At 41.3% G+C, this 26,753-nt stretch carries 18 protein-coding genes; 4 read left to right on the top strand and 14 right to left on the bottom strand.

Annotation, left to right across the window (positions count from 1 at the left end):
• Positions 1-62: 62 nt before the first annotated feature.
• Both BVC89_RS04780 and BVC89_RS04785 read right to left on the bottom strand, forming a co-directional pair.
• Positions 63-911, bottom strand: a complete 849-nt coding sequence (locus tag BVC89_RS04780; RefSeq protein WP_086930100.1) for a universal stress protein — start codon at positions 909-911, stop codon at positions 63-65.
• Positions 911-2,404, bottom strand: coding sequence for a SulP family inorganic anion transporter (locus BVC89_RS04785; protein ID WP_086930101.1), 1,494 nt, complete (start codon positions 2,402-2,404; stop codon positions 911-913). The genes BVC89_RS04780 and BVC89_RS04785 overlap by 1 nt, the downstream gene beginning before the upstream one ends.
• A gap of 1,537 nt (positions 2,405-3,941) precedes the next feature.
• On the opposite strand from BVC89_RS04785, the gene BVC89_RS04790 reads away from it, so the two are divergent.
• From BVC89_RS04790 to BVC89_RS04805, 4 genes are all read left to right on the top strand, one after another.
• Complete coding sequence (locus tag BVC89_RS04790; protein ID WP_158657784.1) at positions 3,942-5,609, top strand: phosphomethylpyrimidine synthase ThiC; 1,668 nt, start codon at positions 3,942-3,944, stop codon at positions 5,607-5,609.
• Between the two features lie 250 nt (positions 5,610-5,859).
• Positions 5,860-6,372: a GNAT family N-acetyltransferase gene (locus BVC89_RS04795; RefSeq protein WP_245929343.1), complete on the top strand. Its 513-nt coding sequence runs from the start codon at positions 5,860-5,862 to the stop codon at positions 6,370-6,372.
• A gap of 172 nt (positions 6,373-6,544) precedes the next feature.
• Positions 6,545-8,413, top strand: coding sequence for a DUF885 domain-containing protein (locus BVC89_RS04800; RefSeq protein WP_216825088.1), 1,869 nt, complete (start codon positions 6,545-6,547; stop codon positions 8,411-8,413).
• Between the two features lie 116 nt (positions 8,414-8,529).
• A complete protein-coding gene (locus tag BVC89_RS04805) occupies positions 8,530-9,558 on the top strand; it encodes a YncE family protein (protein WP_086930104.1) in 1,029 nt (342 codons plus the stop codon).
• 52 nt (positions 9,559-9,610) lie between these two features.
• Here the strand turns inward: BVC89_RS04805 and pbpC are convergent, their stop codons facing one another.
• From pbpC to rsxB, 12 genes are all read right to left on the bottom strand, one after another.
• Positions 9,611-11,998 carry a penicillin-binding protein 1C gene (gene pbpC / locus BVC89_RS04810; protein ID WP_216825089.1) on the bottom strand — a complete coding sequence of 796 codons (2,388 nt, stop codon included), beginning with the start codon at positions 11,996-11,998 and terminating at the stop codon, positions 9,611-9,613.
• Positions 11,999-12,045: 47 nt separating this feature from the next.
• Positions 12,046-16,971, bottom strand: coding sequence for an alpha-2-macroglobulin family protein (locus BVC89_RS04815; protein ID WP_158657785.1), 4,926 nt, complete (start codon positions 16,969-16,971; stop codon positions 12,046-12,048).
• 281 nt (positions 16,972-17,252) lie between these two features.
• On the bottom strand, positions 17,253-17,654 hold the full coding sequence (locus BVC89_RS04820; RefSeq protein WP_086930107.1) for a roadblock/LC7 domain-containing protein: 402 nt from the start codon (positions 17,652-17,654) through the stop codon (positions 17,253-17,255).
• Between the two features lie 15 nt (positions 17,655-17,669).
• Positions 17,670-18,077, bottom strand: a complete 408-nt coding sequence (locus BVC89_RS04825) for a hypothetical protein (RefSeq protein WP_086930108.1) — start codon at positions 18,075-18,077, stop codon at positions 17,670-17,672.
• 40 nt (positions 18,078-18,117) lie between these two features.
• The gene (locus tag BVC89_RS04830; protein ID WP_086930109.1) at positions 18,118-19,422 is read right to left on the bottom strand and encodes a phosphatase domain-containing putative toxin; all 1,305 of its coding nucleotides are present in this window, start codon (positions 19,420-19,422) and stop codon (positions 18,118-18,120) included.
• A 5-nt stretch (positions 19,423-19,427) separates the two neighbouring features.
• Complete coding sequence (locus tag BVC89_RS04835; RefSeq protein WP_086930110.1) at positions 19,428-19,967, bottom strand: GTP-binding protein; 540 nt, start codon at positions 19,965-19,967, stop codon at positions 19,428-19,430.
• Positions 19,968-19,977: 10 nt separating this feature from the next.
• Positions 19,978-21,081, bottom strand: a complete 1,104-nt coding sequence (locus BVC89_RS04840) for a hypothetical protein (protein WP_086930111.1) — start codon at positions 21,079-21,081, stop codon at positions 19,978-19,980.
• Between the two features lie 268 nt (positions 21,082-21,349).
• Positions 21,350-22,060 (bottom strand): electron transport complex subunit E, encoded by a 711-nt coding sequence (locus tag BVC89_RS04845; protein WP_086930112.1) that lies wholly within the window; start codon positions 22,058-22,060, stop codon positions 21,350-21,352.
• 49 nt (positions 22,061-22,109) lie between these two features.
• Positions 22,110-22,793 carry an electron transport complex subunit RsxG gene (gene rsxG, locus BVC89_RS04850; protein WP_086930113.1) on the bottom strand — a complete coding sequence of 228 codons (684 nt, stop codon included), beginning with the start codon at positions 22,791-22,793 and terminating at the stop codon, positions 22,110-22,112.
• A 13-nt stretch (positions 22,794-22,806) separates the two neighbouring features.
• Entirely contained in the window at positions 22,807-23,847 is a 1,041-nt protein-coding gene (gene rsxD / locus BVC89_RS04855; RefSeq protein ID WP_086930114.1) for an electron transport complex subunit RsxD, read from the bottom strand.
• A 2-nt stretch (positions 23,848-23,849) separates the two neighbouring features.
• Positions 23,850-26,099, bottom strand: coding sequence for an electron transport complex subunit RsxC (gene rsxC, locus BVC89_RS04860; RefSeq protein WP_086930115.1), 2,250 nt, complete (start codon positions 26,097-26,099; stop codon positions 23,850-23,852).
• Positions 26,096-26,746, bottom strand: a complete 651-nt coding sequence (gene rsxB / locus BVC89_RS04865; protein ID WP_086930116.1) for an electron transport complex subunit RsxB — start codon at positions 26,744-26,746, stop codon at positions 26,096-26,098. Before rsxB ends, rsxC begins: the two co-directional genes overlap by 4 nt.
• Positions 26,747-26,753 lie beyond the last annotated feature (7 nt).

Raw genomic sequence — 26,753 nt, forward strand, 5'->3', positions numbered from 1 at the left:
AATGTCGAGCAGTATTTTCTAATGCTAATTTGGCCTTCAATAATCCAGCGTTACGAGAATAGTTAACGCAACAAAAGTAGCGGCTTATTTGTTTGATGAAGCATTTTGGCGGTAAAGCTGCCTAGTAAAAAATCACGAATACGGTTATGACTAAATGCACCCATTAGCATAAGGTCAATATCATTATCTTTCTGGTAGCTAACTAGAACTTCTTCTATTTTACCGTTGAGCTGCGCTGTCTGAGTTTCAATCCCTGCTTGTTTCAGTGTTTCGGCGGCATCATTTAGAAGATCTTGATTGTTGTCGCCAACATGTACGATATGACAGGGTAAACCTTTGAATAAAGGACTGGATGCAACCATCTCCAGAGCTTTTTTACATGCTGGGCTGCCGTCGTATGCTAACATCACTTTCTTGGGCTGCGTATATTCGCCTTTGACCACAAGAATTGGCTTGTGCAAGGCACGAATAACAGACTCAAGCTGAGTACCTATTTCACTATGTTGTTCCCGTGGTTCCGCCGGAACACCGAGCACCAGCACTCTGATTTTATCTTCTAAGTCAATAAGTGCTTCGACCAGACTACCATGGCGTTGGCAGGTCTCTGGCGCTTCTACTCCGTCCTCTATTGCTCTAGCTTTCGCGTTATTGAGCATCAGTTGCCCTTTCTCTACCATGAGTCGGCTGCGATTTTGCTCGGCCTCAGTCAATTCATTGAGAAGTCCCTCTCGACTCCCCAAGCCTATGGCGCCAGAGTAATCCGTAACCGAAGGAGTCGTATGGTGTTGAATAGTATGTAATAGCTTGAGCGGAGCCTTAACACTTGTCGCTATCCAACTGGAATAATCACATACAGCTTCGCTAACTTTAGAACCCTCGATACATGATAAAACTACATTGTCACTACTCACTAGTGGCCTCCGAGTACTTTTTCTATTTCTTCTGGTTTATCGTGTACACCAAAGCGGTCAACAATGGTTTCACTGGCGTCATTGAGTCCAATAATGGCTACTTCGGCTCCTTCCCGACGGAACTTTATCACAGCTGTGTCCAAAGCGTGTACTGCTGAAATATCCCAAAAGTGCGCCAAATGAAGATCGATAACAACTTTTGAGACTGCTTCTTTGAAATCGAACATTTGCAAGAAACGATCTGAAGAATTGAAAAATATCTGGCCATGAACGCGATAGCTACGAATACTTTTCTCTTCATCTAAATCGCTCTCTACATACATAAAGTGACTGATTTTGTTCGCAAAGAAAAGAGAAGCCAGCAGAACCCCGACAAAAACGCCGTAAGCTAGGTTATGGCTCCATACCACCACTACGACAGTAGATAGCATCACAATATTAGTGGACAGTGGGTATTTTTTGAGGTTTTGTATCGAGCTCCAATCAAAGGTTCCAATTGACACCATAATCATAACTGCGACTAATGCTGCCATGGGTATTTGGGCTACCCAGTCGTTGAGAAATACCACCAGTATCAGTAGCACGCTGCCAGCAATAAAGGTAGAGAGGCGTCCGCGTCCACCGGATTTTACATTGATGACGGATTGACCGATCATGGCGCAGCCAGCCATTCCACCTAAGAGTCCGGCGCCAATATTGGCGATACCTTGACCTTTACATTCACGGTTTTTATCACTGGGAGTATCTGTTAAATCGTCGACAATGGTAGCTGTCATCAACGATTCTAATAAGCCTACCACAGCCATCGCAGCTGCATAGGGAAATATAATTTCCAGCGTGTTCAAGTTTAAAGGGACATCTGGCCACAAAAATATTGGCAGTGTGTCAGGTAATTCTCCCATATCACCAACAGTGCGTATGTCCATTCCTAGAGAAATTGCAACTGCAGTGAGTAGTAGTATGCATACCAGTGGTGAAGGCACTAGTTTTCCCACCATAGGTATATATGGGAACAAGTAGATGATGCCCAAGCCCGCTGCTGTCATAGCGTAGACTTGCCAGCTAACATTAGTCAGTTCTGGCAACTGTGCCATAAAGATCAAAATAGCTAGAGCATTAACAAAGCCGGTAACCACAGAGCGAGAAACAAAACTCATAAGGCTTCCCAGCTTTAAATACCCCATCGCAATCTGCAAGATTCCTGTTAGCAAGCTTGCCGCCAGTAAGTATTGCAGGCCATGTTCTTTTACCAGGGTCACCATTAGTAGGGCCATCGCTCCAGTAGCAGCAGATATCATGCCTGGGCGGCCACCGACGAAGGCAGTGACTACCGCAATACAAAAAGAGGCATACAAGCCCACTTTGGGATCGACACCAGCAATGATGGAGAAGGCTATAGCCTCTGGTATAAGAGCCAGAGCGACGACTAGTCCTGCTAGTACGTCACCTTTAATATTACCTAGCCAGTCTTGTTTTGTGGAATGTAGGAGCATAATTAACCCATTAATACAGACATTGAGATAGTCTTGTCTCAGTTGTTTTAAATTTGATGAAACCCATCGTTATCTAGAAATCAGGAAGAGCAGCACTTGTACATTATTAGTGCTGTTTTGTGGCACATCGAAAGGAGGTCGCATTCTACATAAACGATTGCCAAGAGTATAGGAGGAATTAGTAGCAACAGCCTCTGGTGATAATTTTTATAAAAGTAAAGAGCATGACTTTGTGAATAACAATCAAAGGGTTTAAAGAGAGTAAAGCCTCCATTGTGGCTGAGGCGAGTTTCAAGCTTTGGCTGCCTTATGCCTTAGATGGTAAACGATAAAAGCGATTTTTTGGGTAGCTTTCTTTGGGGAGAATGCTATTGATAACGGGAGTAAATAAACGAGCGAGAGCAAAAAAGTAATGTCGAAGCGTTATTATATTTAAATAGAGGCTTTAACTTCTTATCAGGTTTTGATGAAAAGTTAGATGTATTCAAATTTGATGAACAGTTGCACAACTTTAGCGAAAGTTTGATGTAAAACTCATTGGAGTAAATATCTATTCTCAGTACAGGCAAAGTCTTCGTAGTTTTGAGCGAGGGAGTCTTATGATGAGAGAGGGGCGGATGTATTGTGAAACTGTAGACTTTTAAACGGGATAAAATAAATAGGTGACGCTAGCTGATAAGTAAGATGTTGATTAGATATTGGTAATTGCTAATAGTAATAAAGAACATGCAATATTGTTATATAAGGTATGCTTTTACATCGCCAAATTTAACATGCCCCGGCACTGTGCTGTTGTTCCTTTACTTTTTAGTAAATGCCATTATGTATGATTTTATTGCGCTGGTTGTGATAGTTACCGGCTGTGATAATTAGGCTGTGATAATTAATAGTAAAAACGGATCAGCTTTGATTTTGAGTTTTGCTTTGAGCTTCTAAGATTGAATTCTCAGAGTTATAGCTAAGTTATTTTTGTAGTTCACGTTTTTACATTTATTTTTCTACATATAAAATCTGTAAAGTTCGCGGAAATACAGAGATATAGCGTATTGTAAAAATTAATTATTAAAGAAAAATAATGTACATATTATTTTTTGAAAATTTCGTTTAAATGCTCTTCTTTGGCGCACTAAAAGTGATGTTGGTAAAATTTCTCTTCCGCTGTTTATGATGATAAAGATCAATCAAGTGGTGTTATATGTGCGGCATAGAATGTTTTGGTTTCACCCCTCTTTACACTAATCAGATCCCTCTTTTATAATCGGTTACTTACCTGGATGTGCCCCGAAATTAATGAAGTAGTCGTATGATCGCCAGCGTGTTTTTAGAGTCTTTTGATGCGATATCAGCATCTCTATGTTCCTGTTAACAGGCTTTGGTTATTGTCAATACGAAGATCGTCGGGATTATAGTGCAATTAGCACGGCAGGCTAATTCCGCTAGTTGACCTTAATATGTTTTGCTTATGAGATGTTGATAATCCAAATGTGGTTTTGGCTATCTGCGTCCGATGATTCTTATTTCTTTTGCGGTAGTGGGTATGGGTGAAGTTCTTATGTCTGACCAGTTGCAAAGTGTAGCCTGTGATGTTATATCCTCTGGGCCTCTTTCAAATAGTAAAAAGATCTATGTCCCAGAAGTCCTTCATGATGGGCTTATCCTACAGGTTCCCATGCGTGAAATTAGCGTAAAAGATGGCGCCTCTCTAACTGTTTACGATGCCTCAGGGCCATATACTGATGCCAAAGTCGAGATTGACATTCATCGAGGCCTCAATGATGTTCGTTCTAGTTGGATTTTAACCCGTGACGATGCTGAGCAATATCGTACTTGCAAAAATCGTAACACTGCTAGTAAAGTCGATGCACACGGTGAGAGATCGAAGTTTTACAACTCCCGATTGCAAAGATGCCCCATGCGTGCAAGGCCAGGGCGAAATATCACTCAATTACACTATGCCAGGCGAGGGATAATTACTCCTGAGATGGAGTATATTGCCATTCGCGAAAATCAGCTTCGTAACAAGCTCAACCATGAAATAGCTAAGTATGCTAAAGAGGATAATGACACATCTGAGCGGATAGAAAAAAAGCAAGTCTCTAAACCTTTAAAACTTATTACCCCTGATTTTGTGCGTCGAGAAGTTGCGCAAGGGCGTGCAATTATCCCCGCAAATATTAATCACTCCGAACTTGAGCCAATGATAGTAGGTCGAAACTTTTTAGTTAAAATAAATGCAGATATCGTTGGCTCATGTGAATCTGGCAATATTGAAGAGACTTTGGAAAAGTTAATTTGGTCAACCCGCTGGGGGGCTGATATGGTAATGGATTTTTCGGTAGGGCCAGATGCTGATGCGATTCGTGATTATGTTATTCGTAATTCTTCGGTGCCTGTGGGGACGACGCCCATCTATCAAGCGCTAGAGAAAGTTAACGGCGTTATTAAAGACTTAACATGGGATATTTTCCAAGAGACACTTATTGAACAAGCTGAACAAGGTATAGACTATTTCTCTATTAATGCCGGTATGCGTTTAGCCAAGGCTCATGCTGTGTTAGAGAGGGAAACTGCAGATACACCTCGCGGAGGCTCTATTCTCGCCAAGTGGTGCGTTGAACATCAACAAGAGAATTTTCTTTATACGCACTTTGACGAAATTTGTAATATTGCTAAAGCGTACGACGTTAGCATTTCTCTTGGATGTTGTACTCGCCTTGACCCGACATCCAGTGGCACCGATGACTTGCTTACTGATGAGCTGATAAATTTGGGTGCTTTAACAAAAAATGCTTGGGCTCAAGATGTTCAAGTAATGGTAGAAGGTCCCGATCATATAGAAATGATTAAATTAAAACAAAATATAGATAAGTACTTAAAGTTTTATCAGCAAAGCCCTTTTTATTCATATGGTCCGATGGCCGCCAACATTGTTCCATCTGACTATCAACCTAATGACAATATGGGAGCAGCTATGATTGCATGGTATGGCTGCTCTGTATTGTGCTACACGATACCGCAAAAACGATTAGTTTCTAGTGATAAAGCTACCATCAAAGAAGATTTAATCGCTTATAAGTTTGCTGCACACACTGCTGACTTAGCAAAAAGACACCCTGGAGTTTTTCTGCGAAATAAAGGTGCTGATGCGGAAAGCTTTTGCTCAACAATGTACAGCCCAAACTTCTCTACTGTTGTGGGAGTGTAAAAAATACGTGTTTGGATAAGTTTGCGTATTACTTTATATGCATAGCCTTTTTTGCATATATTAATTATGGTAAATAACTAAATTTTTCCGAATTGCTACTTTGTGATTTTTAAACCCCATTTATTTAAATCTAAAAATAAGAGCGTGCTAGCGATTCTGTCGATTTTGTAGGTGTTAACCACATAAGTAATTACTAAGAATTCAATATTAGTTGATTCCTGCCAGACTAATAGATAAGAAAATGTAAAAAGTGAGTGATGGGATGATTGACTGGAGCGGAAGCTATTTAGATGAAATTTCTACTTTTGATATGTATCGCATATTGAAAGCACGACAAGATGTTTTTGTTGTGGAGCAAAACTGTGTCTATCAAGATATGGATAGCATAGATCAATATGCTTGGCATCTTTGTGCTTGGCAAAAAAAAAGTCGAGAAAGTGAATTGGAGAAAGCTGAGAAGACCCTGATGGCATATCTGCGTGTAGTTTTCCCTGGGCACAAATATGCTGAGCCATCAATTGGACGAGTTCTCACCACGCAGGAGGCTAGAGGCACAGGCCTTGGCAAACAGCTACTTGAAAGAGCGCTGCTATATATTGATCAAAAGTATCCCCATCAGCATGTACGAATTTCTGCTCAATCTCATTTACATCAATTTTACGCAGCTTTTAGTTTTGTTAGTGTATCTGAGCCTTATGATGAAGACGGTATCCCACATGTTGAAATGCTAAGGAGAGCTCCGGGGCTTGTAGGACAACAATAGGCGAAAAGATTCGACAAGTCATTCTTAATTTTTATTTAATCGGTTGCGAGTTCGAGGATGTAAGTAAACCATTTGACCAATAAATGTTGGTTTTAGTGGCAGGTTTCATTATCCTCTGTAATGTAAAAGCGCAAAACGCTTTGATTTCGACGATTCAGAGGACACTATCCATATGATCCCATTAAATTATAGCCGTCGCTTACTGGTGATGGCCTTCAGCTCTTGTATACTTCTCACTGCTTGCACTAAGTCTGATCAAGCCTCCCAACCAAGTACACAAGTACCTGCACAGCAACAGGCTGAGGCCTCATCGATAAAAGCCCAGTCTCAAGAGCTGAAAGACTACTTACAAGCGATGGACTTGGAAGATATGCAGCGTTCGCCTTTGTTTGCCTCATACAGAGGTGAGAAAATAGGCTATGACAAGTGGGATAATATCAGTGAAGCTTATGCTAATGAGACGCTAGCGGTCTGGCTACGGCGTTTGGAGGAACTCAAACAGTTTGATGCAAATACTCTTGCAAGTAATGATGCCCTGAGTCTAAAAATAGCACAGTTAAATACTTCCCGAGCAATAAAGGGAGATAAATTTCGCCATAATAACTACATAATGCAGCAGTTTCGGGCTTGGCATACTGTTGTGCCAAGTATGCTAATCAATATTCATCGGGTGAATTCAGAACAAGAGCTTAAAGATTACATTGCTCGTGTTCAGAAGGTCGGTGTTTTATTTGATCAAGTCGTTGAACAAATGCGTTTGCGGGCTAAGCTAGGTGTGTTCCCTCCAAAGTGGACTTATCCGCAGATGCTTGAAGCTTCAAAAAATGTCATTGTAGGTGCTCCTTTTGAGAAAGGAGACGACAGTACAATACTAAAAGATTTTAAGAACAAACTTAGCGCTTTATCACTCGATAATTCTGTATCACAAAAGTACCTATCAGAAGTAGAAGCTGCACTGCTGTCTTCTGTTAAACCTGCCTATGAAAAATTAATTAAAGAGTTGCAATTACAACAAGACATTGCCCCAGAAGGGGATGGAGTGTGGCGCTTGCCTAACGGCAAAGACTATTACAATTATCTGCTTCAGTTTTATACAACCACCGACCTAAATGCTGAGCAAGTGCATCAATTAGGTTTAGATAATGTGGCTCGCATCCATCAGGAAATGCGAGACATCATGACCAAAGTAAAATTTAAAGGTGAATTGCAAGATTTCTTTGCGTTTATGCGTGACGATAACCAATTTTATTACCCAGAGACTGATGATGGTCGTAATGCGTACTTGACGGAAGCAACTAATTTGGTTGATACAATCCGCAAGAAATTACCCGAATATTTTGGCATATTGCCTAAAGCGGACATGGTGGTAAAACGCGTTGAGCCGTTTCGTGAGCGATCAGCGGGCAAAGCCTTTTATCAAGCGCCGTCAGCAGATGGAAGTCGAGCGGGTATTTACTATGCCAATTTGTTTCGCATGTCGAGTATGCCGAAATATCAAATGGAGGCCTTAGCCTACCATGAGGGTATTCCAGGACATCATATGCAACGAGCGATTACCGTTGAATTAAAAGATATTCCCAACTTCCAAAAATATGTATCGTTTACGGCTTTTACCGAAGGTTGGGGGCTCTATTCTGAATACCTGCCTAAAGAGATGGGATTTTATCAAGACCCTTACTCTGACTTTGGTCGCTTAGCGATGGAGTTGTGGCGTGCTTGTAGGCTTGTTGTCGATACCGGCATTCATGCTAAAAAATGGTCACGCGAAGAAGCGATTAAATATTTACAGGACAACACGCCTAACCCGGCAGAGGACACAGTTAAGGCTATCGAGCGTTATATTGTATACCCTGGACAAGCAACGGCGTACTTGATTGGTAAGATTAAAATATTAGAGCTGCGCGAACATGCAAAAGCTGAGCTTGGCGATAAGTTCGATATCCGTGGCTTCCATGATGAAGTTTTAAAAGATGGTCCGGTACCTCTTTCATTGCTAGAAGAAAAAATTGACCGCTGGATTGAAAATGAAAAAAAGTTGTAGATAAGAGAGCCTATTAACAAACTGTCTAAAAGAGGAATAACTATTGCTCCTCTTTTAGAATTTCAATGTTACTGGAGCTAAAACATGTGTTCTGATTTTAAATTATTAGGTTTTCAATGATTAAATTATATGTGAGTTTAATTGGCCTTCTTGTTGTATGTAGTATTTTTGCCAACACTCCAGTTTTTGCCGGGACACTGTTAGTAGCCAATAAAAATGGGCATACCGTAACTTTGTTTGATACTAAAACGTATAAAAAAAAGGCCTCTTTACCTACGGGGAAGATACCCCATGAGGTCGCTGTATCTCCAAATGGCAAAATTGCAGTTGTCACCAATTATGGTGATAGAAACGTGCCTGGTAATACCTTGACGCTGGTTGATATTAGAAAAAAGAGTGTCATTAAAACTATCGATTTAGGTAAATATACCATGCCTCATGGTGCCACCTGGATGAATGACAATCGTTCCATTATTGTTACAGTTGAAGGTATGGATGGTATTGTTATAGTGGATGTAGAAAAGGCTAAGGTTGAGAAGTTTATTAAAACAGATAAAGCGGTTTCTCACATGCTTGCAATGGATAGCAAAAATGAGCGTGTGTATGTATCTAGCATTGGTGGCGGAGCAGTTACAGTTATTGACCTGCTGAACGGCAAAGTGATTAAGCAAATTGAAATAGGCAGGGGTGCAGAAGGGATTGATTTAAGTACGGATGATCGTTGGTTGTGGGTATCTAATCGAAGTGATAATAAAGTTTTAATTATTAACACTAAGTCATTGGAAATTGTTAAAACATTTCCAGCACAAGAGTTTCCTATTCGCGTATCACTAGATTCAAATAGTAAACTAGCTTTTGTTTCAAATGCATATGCCGATAGTATTTCAATTTTTGATACGCAGTCTTACAGACTAAAAAAGACAATAAAATTGTCCTCCAATTTTATAAGCAGAAATGAAAAATGGGGCAGGCATAAAGAAAGCTCTATCCCCATTGGGATTGAGATAGATGGGGAAAGACCTGTTGCTTATGTCGCACAAACTAATGCAGATCAAATTTCAGTAATCGACCTTAAAACACTAAGAGTTATAGATAGCTTTGGCACGGAAAAAGAACCTGATGGTATGGCTTTTTCTAGTTTTTAATTTCATAGACGCGACTTGCTTTATCGGTTAGTCGTTGAAGAACTCAGAAACTTTAAAAGTATTCCAGCACTTCGATATCTGCCTTATCGCTGTTGCCCTGGTCATCAATAACAACTATCTGATAGTTTCCAGGATTGTTAAGACTATAAGAAGAATAATTTCCTTTGTTACTGCTGTGAAGGTATTTACCATTAATATACCAATGGTATCTACCTTCCCCACCGATAGCTTTTAAGGGGATTTTAGCGAGGTTTTGTTGCTGCCGAGAAGAAAGGTATTTATTGCCATTCTCTGTTCCTGTTATTCTAATCTGTGCACCACCTGTAACTTCATTGCCTAAACAGCGTTGATCTAATGGTGGCTTTTGGCTGCTATATTTAAAATTGTAGGGTAACCATGGATCAAGTACCTTTGGCCATAAAGCTACTGTTCGATAATGTTTTTGAGTTGTCACTACAGTGTTTTCTGTCTCACAACTAGCACTAAGGCGTTTGCCACTTTTACTACTTATCCAAAAGCTGGATTTAGGATTTTGCCAGTCGCCTAAATCTGCGGGATGCCAAGTTGGGGGAATTGTATCATCAATTACCCATGCATGATGTTTGCTATGGCATAAGTTTGTGCTGTTATCTTTTTCTGCTGTCCCCAGAGGCCAGCATATGGTGTGTTGTGTAACGCTGTGAGGCTTGCTAATACTAGTTTTGGGCTGTGACAAATAGTCTGCTACTGTATGCAATAGCGGTGCTGCAGTTGCTCTACCTGAGTGGCCTGGAATGGGAGTTCCATCTGGGCGGCCAACCCAAACACCTATGGTATAACGTTTATTTACCCCAATTGCCCAGGAATCTCTAAAACCATAACTGGTTCCTGTTTTCCATGCCAGCTGATGTGCACTGCGGGTTTGTGCAAGTGTATTTAATCTTCCTGGTCGTGCCACACCTGACAATATATCTTGTACGATCCAAGCTGCGCCCTCGGAAAAAAAATGACGCTGTTTGCGATGCTCTTTACTATTTGCTTGTTGTAGAAAATTGAGCTGGCTACTTTTACCTCCGTTAGCGAAAGCGAGGTAACCACTGACAAGCTTCTCCAATGATGTTCCCGCACCACCTAAAATTGTCGCAAGATTAGGTTTGTTTTCTGGCAGGGTTATTTGGACACCCGCATGATTCATGGCGGCAACGAATTTTTTGGGGCCTACTCGACTCAATAAATCGATAGCAGGAAGGTTGAGAGAACGTTGCAAGGCATCTGTAACAGATACAGGGCCTGAAAAGGTATTATTAAAATTACCTGGCCTATAGGTATCCCATGTTCTTGGGACATCAACCAGTAGTGACTTAGAATGAATCAAACCCTCATCCATTGCCATAGCATACAGAAAAGGCTTTAAAGTGGAACCTGGAGAACGTATTGCTTGTACCATATCAACGTGGCCATAGCGCTCATCATTGGCGAAATCAGCAGTGCCTAAATAAGCTTTTACATTTGCTGTTTTATTTTCCACAACTAATATGGCAGCACTTGTCTTGTGTGGTAGGCGTGAAATATATTCCTTAGTATAGTCTTCAAGCGATGCTTGTAGATCGCCGTCGATAGTACTCTTAATAGGGGAGATATTAATAGGAGAGGTGGTAGTATTGGAGGCTGTATTGGCTTGATTTATTAATCTTCTTGCCAGTAAAGGTGCATGTTGAGCCGATTTAATTCTTGTTGCGCTCACATGTTCCATTTTCGCATCTTTGACGACATCACTACTCCATATGCCGTAGCTTTGCATCCTATCAAGCACTTTATTACGCGCTAGTTCCGCCAATTTATTATTAAGATCTGGCCGTAGACGTGTTGGTGATTGTGGCAGCACGGCTAATAATGCCGCTTCTGCATAGCTCAGTTCACTTGCGGGTTTGTCAAGGTAGGTAAAGCTTGCGGCTTGCACGCCCTCGATTGCTCCGCCAAAGGGTGCGATGTTGCAATAGAGTGTCAGTATCTCTTTTTTGCTGAAATGCCATTCCAGTTGGAGTGTACGTATAGCCTGGTACAGCTTTCCTGTAAAGGTGCGAGAGTGAGGGTGTAGCAAGCGTGCCACTTGCATGGATAGCGTCGATCCTCCCGAAATAATTTTGTCGTACTTTATATTGAGATAAAGTGCACGTAATACCGCAAAAGGATTTATTCCTGGATGATGCCAAAACCACTTATCTTCATACTCGATTAAGGCTTCAAGATATTTGGGAGATACTTCTTCTAATTCTATTGGGTAACGCCATATACCTTGTTTGTCTGCAAATGCACGTAGAGGACGACCTTGATCATCAACTACGATGCGAGCGAACATTTTATCTTGATAAGGAATATGCAAAGGAAAATTACGATCCACTACATGAATAAAAAGTAAAAACACAAGTAATGATGTTACATAGAGGTGGCGCTTTGCCACCTTTAATAGACTTCGAAAAAAAGTAGTGAATTGAATATCCATTGCGATTAGTTGTTTTTAACTCGAATACTTTTAAGAGTACTACCTGTTGCTCTTCGTTCAGGTTGATACATATCCTCCACAAACGGTACAGGAACCTTATATTCTCCAGGCGTTACTGCCCGCACAAGATAAAATAAGTGGGATGATCGGTAGCTGCTAATATCTACTGCACCTACGTAGCGGTCATCACGGTATTCCTGGTATTTAATCGTTGTATTATCACGTAATTTAGTAATGCTTTTACCGTCGATCTTAAAGTCTTCTAATTTAATCGCGTGATCTAGATTTTGATTTTCCAGTTCGAATCCAGCTGGCAGTAAATCTACTATAAGAGCATCGGGGCTGCGTTTATCAGCACTAACTTCTATATGAACCAGAAATAAATCACCTACTTGAACCTGATTTGGTGTTACTTCTTCTCCCTTACTATTAAACCAGTGTCGATATATAGAAAAACCAGAAAACTCTTCCGGCGGCGCGCTAGCACTGTAGCTTTGCATCTCTGAATTAATAAATAATGTATGTTGATTCTTAGATCTGAACATAACGCCATTTTTAATTTGATCTTCATTTAAACGCTTTTTGAAATTACTCTTCTGCTGGAGTTCAGTAATATTCATATCGCTATTTATATTCTCTATAAATTGGGCTTGCCAAACATCGCTTGAACCTCTTTGCAAGGCTAAACCAGCCAGAAACATTGCAGTACGCTCTTGAGTACTAAACCATCGACGATTTCGTATTTCTTCAGCTAACTTAAAACTCAACTCTTGAGCTTGTTTTACGAAAACATCGTTAGAAATAAGAAGGTGGATAAGCATGCCATAGTCTCGCACCGAACTGCCATAATCCCCCCAATAACGTCGCTCATTGTTAAAGTTTGTCAAAGCCGTTTCAATCGCTTCATTGCCGCGCTTTTTATCTCCCATTTTCAAAAGGGCTATACCAAGTTGTGCTTGAGAAAAGCCCGATTTAGCATTTTTAGAATACTTATCGTATAGAGTTCTCATTGAACCAAGAGGCGCTTGATTAACTTTTGCTAAAACATATGCAGCATAAGCCTTATAAGCAAAGTTATAGTGATCCCTGTTTTGGCTCCACCGCTCATTGACGAAGCGACTATTGCGATTGAGATATCTTTTCAGTCGTCGCATTGTGCTATCTAGCATTTCTTGTGGAACATCAACGCCTTTATTTTTTGCTGTTACGAGAAAATCACCAACATAAGCTGTGAGCCAATGTTGCTCATTTGACCGATTGTCCCACAGACCGAAACCACCGTTAGCTAGTTGTAATGATGAAATTCTTGTTAAACCCTTTTCTATCATTTCGAAACGAGTTTTTTGATCGACATTTTTGATATTAAATTTACTCTGATTTTCCTTGCTGGCGTATAGTAAAGGAAATGATCGTGATGTTGTTTGTTCCAAGCATCCATAAGGATAGCTTAATAAGTGCTGCAATTGATTTTCAATGTTCATATCAACAACGGGAGAAGCAGACATAACAGCTTGCATGGTTCCCGGCAAAGTATTCGCGAATAGACTTGCATCGATAGTAAATTCTTCTCCCCTAGCCAAGGCCTTCCGTTTTTGAGTGATCATAGCCGGGTAGGGTGGGCGAACCCCCAATTTCCATTGACGTGAAAAATCTTCGATTTTTTCACCACTGACATGAAGTTTTATACTTGCTTGGCCTTGATAATCAATAGCTTTAATTGGGTAGGTGATCGTCTGTTTTTTATTTTTTTCTAAGATCATTTCCTGCGGAGAATAGTTTAGTTGAACAGGCCCATCACTCTCCATATTAATGATTAATGTATGTGTTTCATCTGTTAAATTATGAATATCAACGGCAAGGTGTGACGTATCTCCTGCGGCAAGAAAACGAGGCATAGCAATTTGAGTCACTATTGGTGATGCAACGGTTATCTCTTCTTCTTGATGGCCAAAACTATCATCTGAAAATGCCAATGCCATTAGGCGAAGCTTGCCATTAAAATCAGGGAGATCAAGAGGAATCTCTGCATAGCCATCTGCTGATACTTCAACTAGGCCACTAAACAGTGACACTATTTGGACTTCTGATTGCGGCTGGTCGCCGCCACGCTGTAAATCCTGATCGCCTCCGAATCGTAGACGAGCCTGCTGAGTATCAGAACGCTCTATGACCTTATGGTACATATCCTTAACATCAACACCATATCTCCTTTGGCCAAAAAACGCTTGATAAGGATCAGGTGTTTCAAAATCACTAATACTTAATACACCAACGTCTACCGCTGCCAGTGTTAAGTATATGGGAGTGTTTGCTATGGATGCAGCACTAGCTATTTTTACTTTAGCTATCAAAGTTTTTTCTGGTAGTGTTTTTTCTGGAATATCAATGTCAATATTTAATTTTCTGCTGTTTCTATTTAAAGGCAGGTGGACAATACCAAAACTCCGTTTTGGCGTAATAACTTTGCTCTCTTTGGCTGCTTGTAGAGCGACAACGGAAATATAAATATTGTGATGTTGCCAATTTTCATCAATGGGTATGTCGATTTGGTTTGTGCCTTTTTTTAAGCTGATGCGTTCCATCCACAAAGGAGTATCTCCTTCGACAATAACGAGCGCTTCAGCTGCATCGGGTGGAACTATCGTGACATTGGCGATATCGCCTGCGCTATAACTAGCTTTATCCAGAGCAACTGTCACACTATCGGGCCTTGCTGCACCAGAGCCTTGTTGAGCATTCTGCCAATCCTGGTACCAGTTATAGCCTGCATAAAACCTTATGCTAGAGGTTGTATTCGATTCCGGATCACTGACTTCTAAGCGATAGTTACCCCAACTGACCGGAAATTCCAATGTACGAGGTTTGGTGGCCTGTAGTGACAAACTTTGTGTAAACTCAGGATACTCTTTGTCACTCCAATCCCAGTGCCATCCACGATGATCACTAAAAGTCCAGAAGTATTGTCTATCCTCCCGTATTAATTTGACTTCTAGGTTATCTGCGTTTAAAAGCTGACCTTTACTATTAGCTTTTATTACATCAAATTTAACCCGGCTGTTAGACTCTGGATTCTTATCACCGAAATGTGGACGTATACCTACCAGAGCATTCTTCGGCCATACTAATGCTGAGTATGTACGACTTACAGGTCTGCCCCCGCTTTCGTAGAGGCTATTGATGAACTTTATGCGTAAAGGTGATGAGACACTTTTCCAACGTGAGCTTACTTGTAAGCTTGTTTTACCTTCACTATTTAGCTTTATATCATCTAAGTCAAAGCGTTGATTAAAGTCCTGCTCGTTAACATTACCAAACTGGTAATCTTTCAATACCTCTATAGGCGACCGCCACTGACTAACGTTAACAATAGTACTCAAGCGATTGTTGGCTGCTGGGGCACCATATAGATACTCTCCTAGTACATCAACTTCAATATCGTTACTTGCGTTAAACTGCGAGACTTGTTTTTCACCATTGTTATAAGTAATTTTCATCCTCTCTGGTAAAAACTCTTCCACTTTGAACGAATATGTTTGACGAGTTTTTAAAGGCTTGCCTATCACAAATTCCCAGTTACCTACCGGAGCATCATTAGGTATTTGCCACTCATAATGATAGTAGCCGTCTATCTCCTTAGACCAACGAATTTTTTTTGCTACGGAACCATTGGGCCGCCTAATTTCAGCATGTAGCACCGGTGAGTGAGTTTTATTACCATCAAAATCTCTAACCAGTGCATTAAAGTCTACAAGCTCACCAGGTCGAAATAGATCTCGTGCAGTATAAACAAATGCTTCTACGGGTAGCTGGGGGCGGTTACCTAAGTCAAACTCAGATAAATCTAATGCAGGCTTCTTCAATTCAATAAGAGATAAGTGTTGTTTATCACGTGCCACTACTAATGATGCGTTACTTATGTCACCGCTGAAACTGGCTAAACCATCCGGACTTGATTTTATTTGCTTAATGAGCTGACTTTTTTGATCCAGTAAGCTGACCGTAACGTTTTTTAATGCTTCTCCCTTTGTAAGAGAAGAAATATAAATATCTAGCTGATTCTCATAAACTCGAGCGTGCATACCAATATCGGTTACTGAAAACCAAACAATTTGTTTTTTCTCATATTGCCCCGCAGGTCGCATAACCGCGAGATAAACGCCGACCTCGCTAAGCTCTTTGTGATCTTGGATGTTAATACGCCGAGTAACACGAGTATTCTTAGGCACATCTAAAGTGTAGCGACCGCTATATGTTAGCTTTCCTTGCTTTGTTAAGTTATCGACGTAGTAATAGTAATTGTCTGAACGCATTGAACTAATAAAACTACTAAGTTCATCTTCTTTAATTTTAAAAAAGTCAATATCGACCTCATTGATATTCACGGCAACAACGGGTAAGCCAGAACCCATTCCTTGCGTTAAAAATGCACCACTGGTATCAAAATTGACGGACGGCCTTAGGTTTCTAGTACTAATGGTTTCAGTTTTTGAGGCTTGCAGTTCCTGGCCTCTTGCCGCTTTTAGGCCCTGATATATGGTAATTTCATATGTCGTGTTAGGTTCCGTATGGCTAAACCATACTATTTTCCCTGATTCTGATAGCTCCCAGCCACCGTCTACTATACCGTCTGATGTATCGCTGACATTGAAATATGATTGAAAGTCCAGTGATAGATCTAGCGGCTTAGATAGGGTAACAGCGATTGCATTTTTACCATCCTTGGTTCGTTCTGAGATATCGAGTATTGATAATATACTAGTGTCATCACTATCCCTGTTATCTTGGACTGATGGAGTTTTATTGTTACTCTCTTCAGGAGTAGATTGTTTAATCGTATCATTCTTAGCCGAATCGACGTTCTCTTGAGAGCATCCTACCAATGCTATGCAGCATGTAATAATAAAAGTACCGGCCCACCGCACGATATTCATCGTTTCTTTCACCCTATAAGTTGATTTAGTTGCAATGATAATTACCAAATGTGGCAATGAAAAGGCAAAAATGGGAACAAACGTGGTTGGCATTTCAACTAACGTAAGCAGTTTTGGTTCGTGATATAGAGTGGATAGTAAAAATGGCTTATTATCGGATGAATTTATTTACATTTTAGGTATGAGATCTGCTAAGGCAGAAATAAACTTGTTAAGGAATAGCCGTCTATATTATGAGGCTTAAGTAAGATTGCAAGTGAGTTTATGAGGATGATAGATAATCATATGTGCATGATCGACACTATGGTATCAGAAACTTTTTTTGCATTGTGAAAAAGCATACCTAGTTTTATATCATTAGTCGCTTCGATAGCAAGTACATGATGTTTTCCTACTTTTATAAACAGCAATGTACTATCGCTACCATTGAGTAATACTTGGTTCAATTTGCCTTTTGCTAGTTCTTTAATAAAAGTATCACCCAAGCTGAGAAGGCTAGCACTTATTGCACCGAAGCGTTCGGCTTTTATCCCCTCTCGCAAACTTGACGAAACTACAATACCATCTGAAGAAATAAGTGCTACGCTAACTACGTTTTTGTCATCAGATTTCATTTTCACTAGTAGCGCATTGACTTTATCCTTAAAGGAAGCATTATTATTAATTTGTGATATATTCGCCATGAATGTAAATAATTATCAAAGTAATTTTTCGATTGCAGGAAGTGCCGCTCTTGATTTGCTTATAACCATTCCCATATTTGCAGTGCCGCGACAGACAATAGTAATTACGTGGTTGGGATTTGTTCTTGAACGTAAAAACATATGCAATAAATTTTTACTGGTAATTAACATATCTTGAAAATAACGTTCATCGTTGCTTTCGTCGATTCCTCTCGATTTTTTAAACATTCTTTCAATGGACAAAACATTAGAGCCTTGATATAAATCTGCAGTGGCGGCGGCAACTAATTCCAATACTTCTGTAGGGTGAGAGTCAACGGTTTTTACACCTAATAACATTCCAGTTTCTATATCTGATACACCAGCGGCAAGACACTCTGGTATGTTTGACATGCTTTGTTGTAATTGTGCTTCGATAGACATATTGTCTCCAATATCGTGTGAAATAGTTTTAAATACTATATTAAGAGCTTATCATATTTTCAATTTTTAGCGAAAAATTAGTCAAAAAAGATGTTTGAATTTCTGATTGCACCCAGCGTGGTTCAATTTTTCTAACTGCCTCTAAAGCTTCTAAAGCTGTATATCCTTCCCATATTAATTGGCTGGCAAGCATAGTACCGGTTCTTCCTAAACCTGCATGGCAATGAAATGCTGTTGGTATTTTATTTTTTAACAGTGCTTCTATTTCTTTACAAAAATTTATTGCTTCCGGTATTTCTGGACAGTTCATGTCTTCTATAGGAAACCAAATATTTTTAATTCCAAATTCTTTTAATGCAGCACTATCAAATTCTTTTTCTGTTAACGTCACAAGCATTTTTATGCCTACACGTTTTAACGCTGCTAGATCATAATCCAAATCGTATAATAAACCTGGTTTGGGGGTGCCTGCCAAAAGTCCAGGTTTAAGCCAAAGAAAATTTCTTGGGCCAAAAGCATCGCTCACACATTCAACTTCCTCGATCTGCTTTGCAGGTGATTCGCTTTTTATTCCAACTTTTGCTTGGTCTTTTTGCGGTGGGTCTTTCTCCGCAACGGCACACGAACCTGTAGCGACCAAGTCTTTGGCTGGTTGCGATTGTGGTGAATTAAAAAAGTTATCAGTATCGGCAAATTCTTGTATAACACCTCCTGCTAATAAAGCAGAGTGTCCTCCTAATTGACGTGCATGCTTTTGATTGTGGGTAACTATCAATATAGCTCTTTTTTCTGATTCTTGTTTTAAAAATCGGATAATTTTGTCGCAATATTCATCATCTATGTCTGCGGTTGGTTCATCGAGTAGTATCATTTTTGGACTTGTTGCAGCGACACGAATAATTGCTAGCATACGTTGCATTTTTAGCGGCAGAGATACAACTTCATCATCTAACTTATCACCAAGTTCTTCCATATCTGCATTTAATAACAGCCTTTTGGCTAGTTCTCGTTGGCTGGCAATAGTGAGTTGATGCCTTTCAGGGAGTTCACAGACGATATTTTCCAATACAGAAGCTATGAGTAACTTCGCTTTTTGTGCAACCAACTGAGGCCATTCGGATGTTCCTAAAGGTTGATCTAAATACTCAGCTGTACCCCATGTCCTTAAAGAAGGACTGGCATTATTTACACCGCAAAGGCAACGTAATAATGTTGATTTTCCTGAAGCTACTGGGCCAAGAAGAGTTGTAATACCTTTGGGGGGTAAGCTTAAAGAGACATCTTGTAAAATTGTTTTTTCATAGAACGATGCGCCAAAATTTTCAAGACGTAGAAGGGTTTCCATTGAGTTTAGCCAACTTGCTGTGCGTCAATACAATAAAGTAATGCTTTTAAAAGAGTAATGACATCATTGAGTTTTCGCGCATCTACTTCAAATACAGCACAGCGCAGTTTTTTTTCAAAGATAATATTTTGATACTCGTCGATACTTGGCCCTTTGGCGCGAGTCATATGTGTTAGCCCTACAACAATAGGACAATCTGAAGTAAGTTCGGTAAATTTTTCAAGAAAAAATGTAAGGTCTTCTAGAGGTGATTTTGATGAGTGATCTATTAGAATAACAAGCCCCATGCAGCCATCTGCTAACACCTGCCACATAGACTCAAAACGTTTTTGTCCCGGTGTTCCGTAAAGATGTAAGGTATCTCCATTTTCTAATTGAACAGAACCGTAATCCATGGCGACTGTTGTATGTTGTTTTTTTAATTTTACATCGTCACTGGCACGTTGTTCAGTTGTGACTAAGTCATCGTCACTGAGTTGTGCTATTGCTGTTGTTTTTCCCGCGCCAACGCTACCTGCAAATATAATTTTATATTGTTCGCTCATGATATCTTTTTCAACGCTGGGTCACACGTGCTAATGTATTTAAAATATTAGTAATGATTGGTTGCCTCTGAAGCTTCTTAATAGGTAGACTTGAAGTCTCTTTTGGTTTTGATATAGCGTTATCAAATAAACCCACAGCTAAAGCTGCTGTAAAAAATGTATAAATATGTTCTCTTTCAAGATTTAGTAGTGCGGATATTTGGTTGATTGATAGTGCTTGCCTAGACCAGTGTGCCGCAATTTGTAGGTCACTGGGACTATACTCAAGGCGGGTAAAGTTAGGCCACTTTTTCAATCGATATACTTTATTTAATGATGATCCTTCCGGAAGCCTGCCTCTAGAGGTTCGTGCAGCAAGATTCCACATTAGTATTTCAACCGGTAGGGCCCATACTTCTTTCATTTGTCGTTGGGAAAAGCTTTTCATCGTTTCAGTTGTGAATTCCACTGTCTCTATTTCACTGGAGTGGACAACTTGCACTAGACCCAAATTTCTAAGTTGAGACTTTTTTAAATCAGATAAAATGACTCCGGACTCAGGGAAGAAAATAATTCTTCTATTTTTCCAGCATTTAATTTGTACGGTTAGTTTTTTACTTCTAGATTCTTCAATAGCATCTTGAAGCTTGCCTAATAAGAAATCCTCGATACGAAAAAAGGATTCCTTGGCTATATGCTTATTATCACTTTGGGGCGACTGAGAAACATCTTTATGTGTATGTTCAACGTCAACACTTTTTAGTTGGCGTAGAATGCGCCCGCGTTGGAAGGAGGCATCATTCATCGACTGATTATCTGTAAGCTCGATAATTAAGTCCCACATGCCATTTATTTTGGGTGGGTAGTCGATGTTTTGTATGCCCTGGTAGTTTTCCATTTTTGGGCCAATAAAAATAATTGGCGTGTGTGGATATTCCAATAATTTCTTTTTAAGCGCCTTTAATTCCCCATCATCTTTGGCATGGGTTTCAGCAAGTATTATTTCTGCCTTGGATAGCTCAGTTAGCACGCACTGGCCCTTGTAGTTCATGTTGAACACCAGTTTCATTCGAGCTAGGCTATCTTCCTCCATGCCTAAAGCGCCGACACAGATAGGTTTTCTTTTTGCAATCATAGAGTTCTGCTATGCATTGTTAGCGAGCTTATACCTCAGTCTAGCATAAATTTTTTCGCCTACTTTTTATGTCGTTTAGGGCGTAATTTACTTTTACTTATTTCGATTTGGTAGGTGTGCTTAAGCACAGTGGAACATCACGAGAGGTACCGCTGGATAGGGAGATCAGTTTTGTGAGTTCTTTATAGTAGGCCGCATGCTGCAAGGCCAATTACAGGTTTTAATTTTGTAATTAAATGTTAATCAATTAAGGGCCTGTGAATAGGCCCTAGGCTACCTGACCGGTCGTGCGCACACGTTTGGAACCTTTGACTGGTTTGGCTTTCCTTGCTTCTTCTTGTTTCTTAATTTCGTTATCAACAACATTTTTAATAGCTATAAGTAAACCTGCTACTAAAAACGCACCAGGCGGCAGTATTGCTACTAAGAAGCCTTTGTAATTTTCGCCGAATAAAACAATAACCCAGCTTCTCGCGCTTTCGCCAAATATTAAATGCATATTAGAAAATAGTGTCCCACTACCCAGTACTTCGCGAATAACACCGATGGTCAGTAGAACTAGCGTAAAACCTAGTCCCATCATGAAACCATCGAGTGCGGATGGAATCACTTTGTTTTTACAGGCGAATGCATCCGCTCTTCCTAGAATTGCGCAGTTGGTAACAATTAACGGAATGAATATTCCTAAAATTTGATATAGCTCGTAGGTGAACGCCTGCATCAACAGTTCTGTGCAGGTCGTGAATGAGGCAATAATCATCACAAATGCAGGTAACTTAACGGCGTCACTTACTGAATTTCTCACTAATGAGACCGCAATATTGGAGCCTACAAGTACTAACATGGTCGCCAGTCCAAGACCTAGTGCGTTGACAACCGAACCTGTAACCGCCAGTAGAGGACATAAACCTAGCAGCTGGACCAGTGCAGGATTATTTTTCCACAAACCATTAGCTGTAATTTCTTGATATTGGTGCATTAGATTTACTCACCGGATCTACTTGTGTATTCTTTTTTGAAAAATGCCCTTAATTACTTTCATCGGCATTTACACTCATTGGCAAACCTGTGTTCGCTTGCTCATCTATATTGCTTTTCGCAAATATTAGGTCTCGATGCTCTTGGAAATATATAAGAGTCTGCTTAATTCTATTGACTACCGCACGTGGCGTAATTGTCGCGCCGGTAAATTGGTCGAATTCACCACCGTCCTTTTTTACCTTCCATGCCGCAAGCACTGGATCATTGAGGCTTTTGTTATTGAAGCCTAGAATCCATTCATCTTTATTGAGATCAATTTTATCACCCAAGCCTGGTGTTTCTTTGTGTGCAAGAGCTCTAGCTCCAGCAATTGTGCCATCGGTATTGATGCCGACAATAATTTTGATGGCACCGCTATAGCCATCGGGCGCAGTGCTCGGAATAATTGCTGCGACAGGTTTTCCATCTTTGCGGGCAATATGAATAGCTTCGCCAGTGGCAATGCCTAGCTGCTGTGCATGTTTAGCTGGAATTGGCCAGGTATCATCCAACATGTCATTATCATGACGTTCTAACGGCACTATTTCTAGCAACGCTAGTTGAGCCGCGCGCTTTTGCGCTTGGGCAATTTTTGTCTCAGTTGCTTTAAAGGTAGTCGCAAGCACGCCTGCTGTTATCAGTGCAAAGCCGCCAAGTATTACGCTATTTTTACTGATCGATTTTCCTAACACGCCAATTTATCCCCTATTTATGACCATAACTGCGAGGTATGGTGTAGTAATCAATAAATGGAGCTGCAAAATTCATCAGCAATACTGCAAAAGCAACCGCGTCAGGATAATTACCCTCGACTCTTATTGTAAATATCAATACGCCGATGCAGGCGCCGTAAATAAGGCGTCCTTTATTACTGACGGCAGATGATACGGGATCGGTAATAATAAAGAAGGCGCCTAACATCGTGCCTCCAGATAACAGATGCAGTAGGGGTGAGCCCTTACTTGCAGAGCTGCCGCCATCGTAAAATACAGCGGCCAATATCGCCAATGAAATGAGCATGCTGACAGGTGCGTGCCAGGTGAAAACTTTATTGTATAGAAGGTAAATGCCACCAAGCAGAAACCCGATATTAACCCATTCCCATCCGTATCCTGCCCACATTGCTTTGCTTAATGTGGGTTCTTGCTGGTAAAGATCTACTAATAATTGGGCGTTATTTTGTTTTACTATTTCTAGAGGGGTTGCGCCAGTGTAGCCGTCGATAGCATTTAAAGATGTTTGGCCGAAAACTTGTTGCAGCCCCGTACCGATAGATACAGCGTTATCGAATATGCCTCCTGCAGATAGCCATTGAGTCATTTCCAGAGGAAAAGATATGATCAGTACCACATAGGCTACCATCGCCGGGTTGAATGGGTTATAGCCCAAACCACCATAGAGCTGTTTGGCAACAACTATAGCAAAAAAGCAGCCTACCGCTACCATCCACCATGCTGCGTATGGGGGAATGGCTATCGCCAATAGCACAGCGGTTACCGCCGCACTGTAATCCTTAAGGTAGAAGCCAATATTACGCCCGCGCAACTTCAGTATGAGAGCTTCAAAACCGAGGCAAAATATTAGGCTCAGCAGAATATTACTCAATGTCCCGAAACCGAAAAAAACGGTGAGAGCGATGACGCCCGGCAAGCAGGCAATGATCACGGTTTTCATGACATTGCCAGTATTACTTCTGATATTGCTGTTTACGTGAGCATGTGGCGATGAGGCTTTCAAAAATGCCATAGTTATACTTTTTCCTCAGCTTCGCGAAGCTTTGCTTCTAGTTTCTCGACGCTACTTTTAAAAGCGTCCAAGTGCTCACTATTTTCTTCTTCGGCTTTCTTTAGTCTTTGTTGTGCTTTTTCCAGACGTCCCTTGAGAGATTCGATCTGCGCCTGAGTTTTTTCTTGATCAGACATATTGGCCATGGCCGCCGTTTTTGCTTTGGCCTTTTCGATGGCTATATCGGCGGCGGACATCACCTGCGCATCTACTTCTGACTCTTCGGTTTGTTCTGCTTGTGCAGGTAGTGATGCTAATTCTGATTCTGCATCAGCGAGTTTGGTACGTAACTTTTCCACACCTTGCTGAAGAGCATCGGCACTGGCTGCACCACTTTGTACCGCTTCAGCAAGTTTCTCTTCTGCAGTGGCGATACGTTTTTTCAACGTCGCAATACTTTTTTCTTGCTTCTCTCTTGGTGACAAAGCCAGTTTTTCTTTGATGGGGTTGGCCTGCACCGCAGCACCGTTAGTATTAAACTCTGCCAGCTTGGATTCGGCATCACTTAGCTTTTGTTGAGCTTGTTTTAAACGTGCTTCGAGGCTCTCGATGCGAGCTTGATCGGCTTCTTGTTTTCCTGTTTCAAGTTGTTCTTGTGCACGGCTAACTCTGCTCTTGGCGCCCGCAACTGCTCGTTCTAATTTGCCACGCTGTAGATCTGGATCATCTGATTTTACAGTGGAAGCTTTTGTTGGTGCTTTTTGAGGAGCTGCTGTCGCACTTTGTTGTTCTGATGACTGGTTGTCTTTCTGTTCTGCCAGTAAGCGCTTTGCTTCTTCTGCTGCCTTTTTCCTAGCGATACGCTTGGCTTCTTTTTCTGCTTGCGCTTTGGCAAGTCGCTCCTGGCGGAATTCAAAACGTTGTCGTGAACGGTCGGACTTAACCTTATCTGCTTCCTGTTGGCGAATAGTGCCTTTTGATGCACGGTAGTATTGCACAAGTGGGATATTACTTGGGCAAACGAAAGAGCATGCGCCGCATTCGATACAGTCAAACAGATTGTGGGCGTTGAGTTTTTCGGTGTCTTCTGCCTTCGCGTACCAGTACAGCTGCTGAGGAAGTAAGCTTGCAGGACAAGCCTGTGCGCACATTCCACAGCGTATGCAGGGTTGTGCTTGTTCTTGTTCCGGCATTTCTTCATGGCTGGGGACAAGTAGGCAGTTGGTGGTCTTAACGACGGGAATATCTGAGCGCGCCATGGCATAACCCATCATCGGGCCGCCGATAATCAATCGGGCACATTGATCAGGCTCAAAATCGTGTTGTTGCAAAACATGGTCGATAGGCGTTCCCAATAATACTTCTATATTGCGTTGGATATTTAACGCCTCGCCAACCACAGTGGTCACTCGTTGAACAAGAGGCTCACCGTACTTTACTGCGCGATAAGCTGCCGCTGCAGTTGCCACGTTTTGTACAACAATTCCCACCTGCGCAGGGATACCGCCACTGGGCACTTCTTTACCTGTGAGAATATGAATCAGCTGCTTCTCGCCGCCAGACGGATATTTGGTTGGAAACTCTATCACTTCGATGGCCTTATCAGCCGCTGCCGCTTGCATAGCAGCGATGGCCTGTGGCTTATTATCTTCAATGCCAATAATGACATTCTCTGGCGAATCCAGTAGGTAGGCTAACAGCTCTGCCCCTGCGATAATCTCACCGGCGCGCTCGCGCATTAGCACGTCGTCAGCCGTGATATAGGGCTCACACTCTGTCCCATTGAGAATAAGAGTGTCGATCTTCTGATTGGCATGGGGGCTTAGTTTTACTGCTGTGGGGAAGCCTGCTCCCCCCATGCCTGCAATACCTCCCTCGCGAATTTTCGCTAGCACTTCCACTTTGTCGAGGAGTCTGTAATCCTCACAAGGGGACAAGTCTATCCACTCATCTTTGCCATCACATTCGAGAACAATACAGAGCGCATTTAAACCGGAAGCATGAGGTATTGGGCGTGCCTCAATGGCAGTAACAGTGCCCGATGTGGATGCATGTATGGGGGCGCTTACCAACCCTTGAGGTTCTGCTATTACTTGCCCTTTTAGTACATAGTCACCAACGGCAACTTTGGCAATGGCCTCTGAACCAATATGCTGCCCTAAGGGCAATATCACTTCTTTTGGTAGAGGGATGCTGGTAATTGGTGTGGTGTTGGATTGTGATTTATTTTCTGGCGGATGGACGCCGCCAGGTATGTCCCAAATTTTTCTCACGCCGCACTCTCCTTATCCTCGTCATCATGTCCATTGTCATTTTTAGGGGGGATATAAGAAGACGTTTTATCACTTGCTATAATCTCAACTGCAGGTGGCTGGTTCCATTTCCAACCTGCAATACCATTATCGACAGGCAACATATCAATGCAGTCGACAGGACATGGATCTAGGCATAAATCACAGCCGGTGCATTCTGAAGCAATCACAGTGTGCATATGTTTGGCGGCACCTAAAATAGCGTCTACAGGGCAAGCTTGTATGCATTTTGTGCAGCCAATGCAATCTTCTTCACGAATAAAGGCCACTTTTTTAACTTCAGACTCTTCACCATGCTCTTCATCTAAGGCCGGTGCTTCTACGTCTAACAAATTGGCAAGTGCATTGATGGTGGCATGGCCACCAGGTGGGCATTTATTGATGGCATCGCCATCCACAATGGCTTGGGCATAGGGGCGACAGCCAGGGTAACCACACTGGCCACATTGGGTTTGTGGCAATAACTCGTCAATTTGCTCGACTAGAGGGTCACCCTCTACCTTAAATTTAATTGCGGCAAAGCCTAATACAGCGCCAAAGCAAGCAGCGAGAGATCCAAGTGCTATCAGGGCACTGATAATAGGGTTATTGAAGAAAAAATCGATCATTAAAATA

This window comes from Agarilytica rhodophyticola, from assembly GCF_002157225.2.
Classification (GTDB): Bacteria; Pseudomonadota; Gammaproteobacteria; order Pseudomonadales; family Cellvibrionaceae; genus Agarilytica; species Agarilytica rhodophyticola.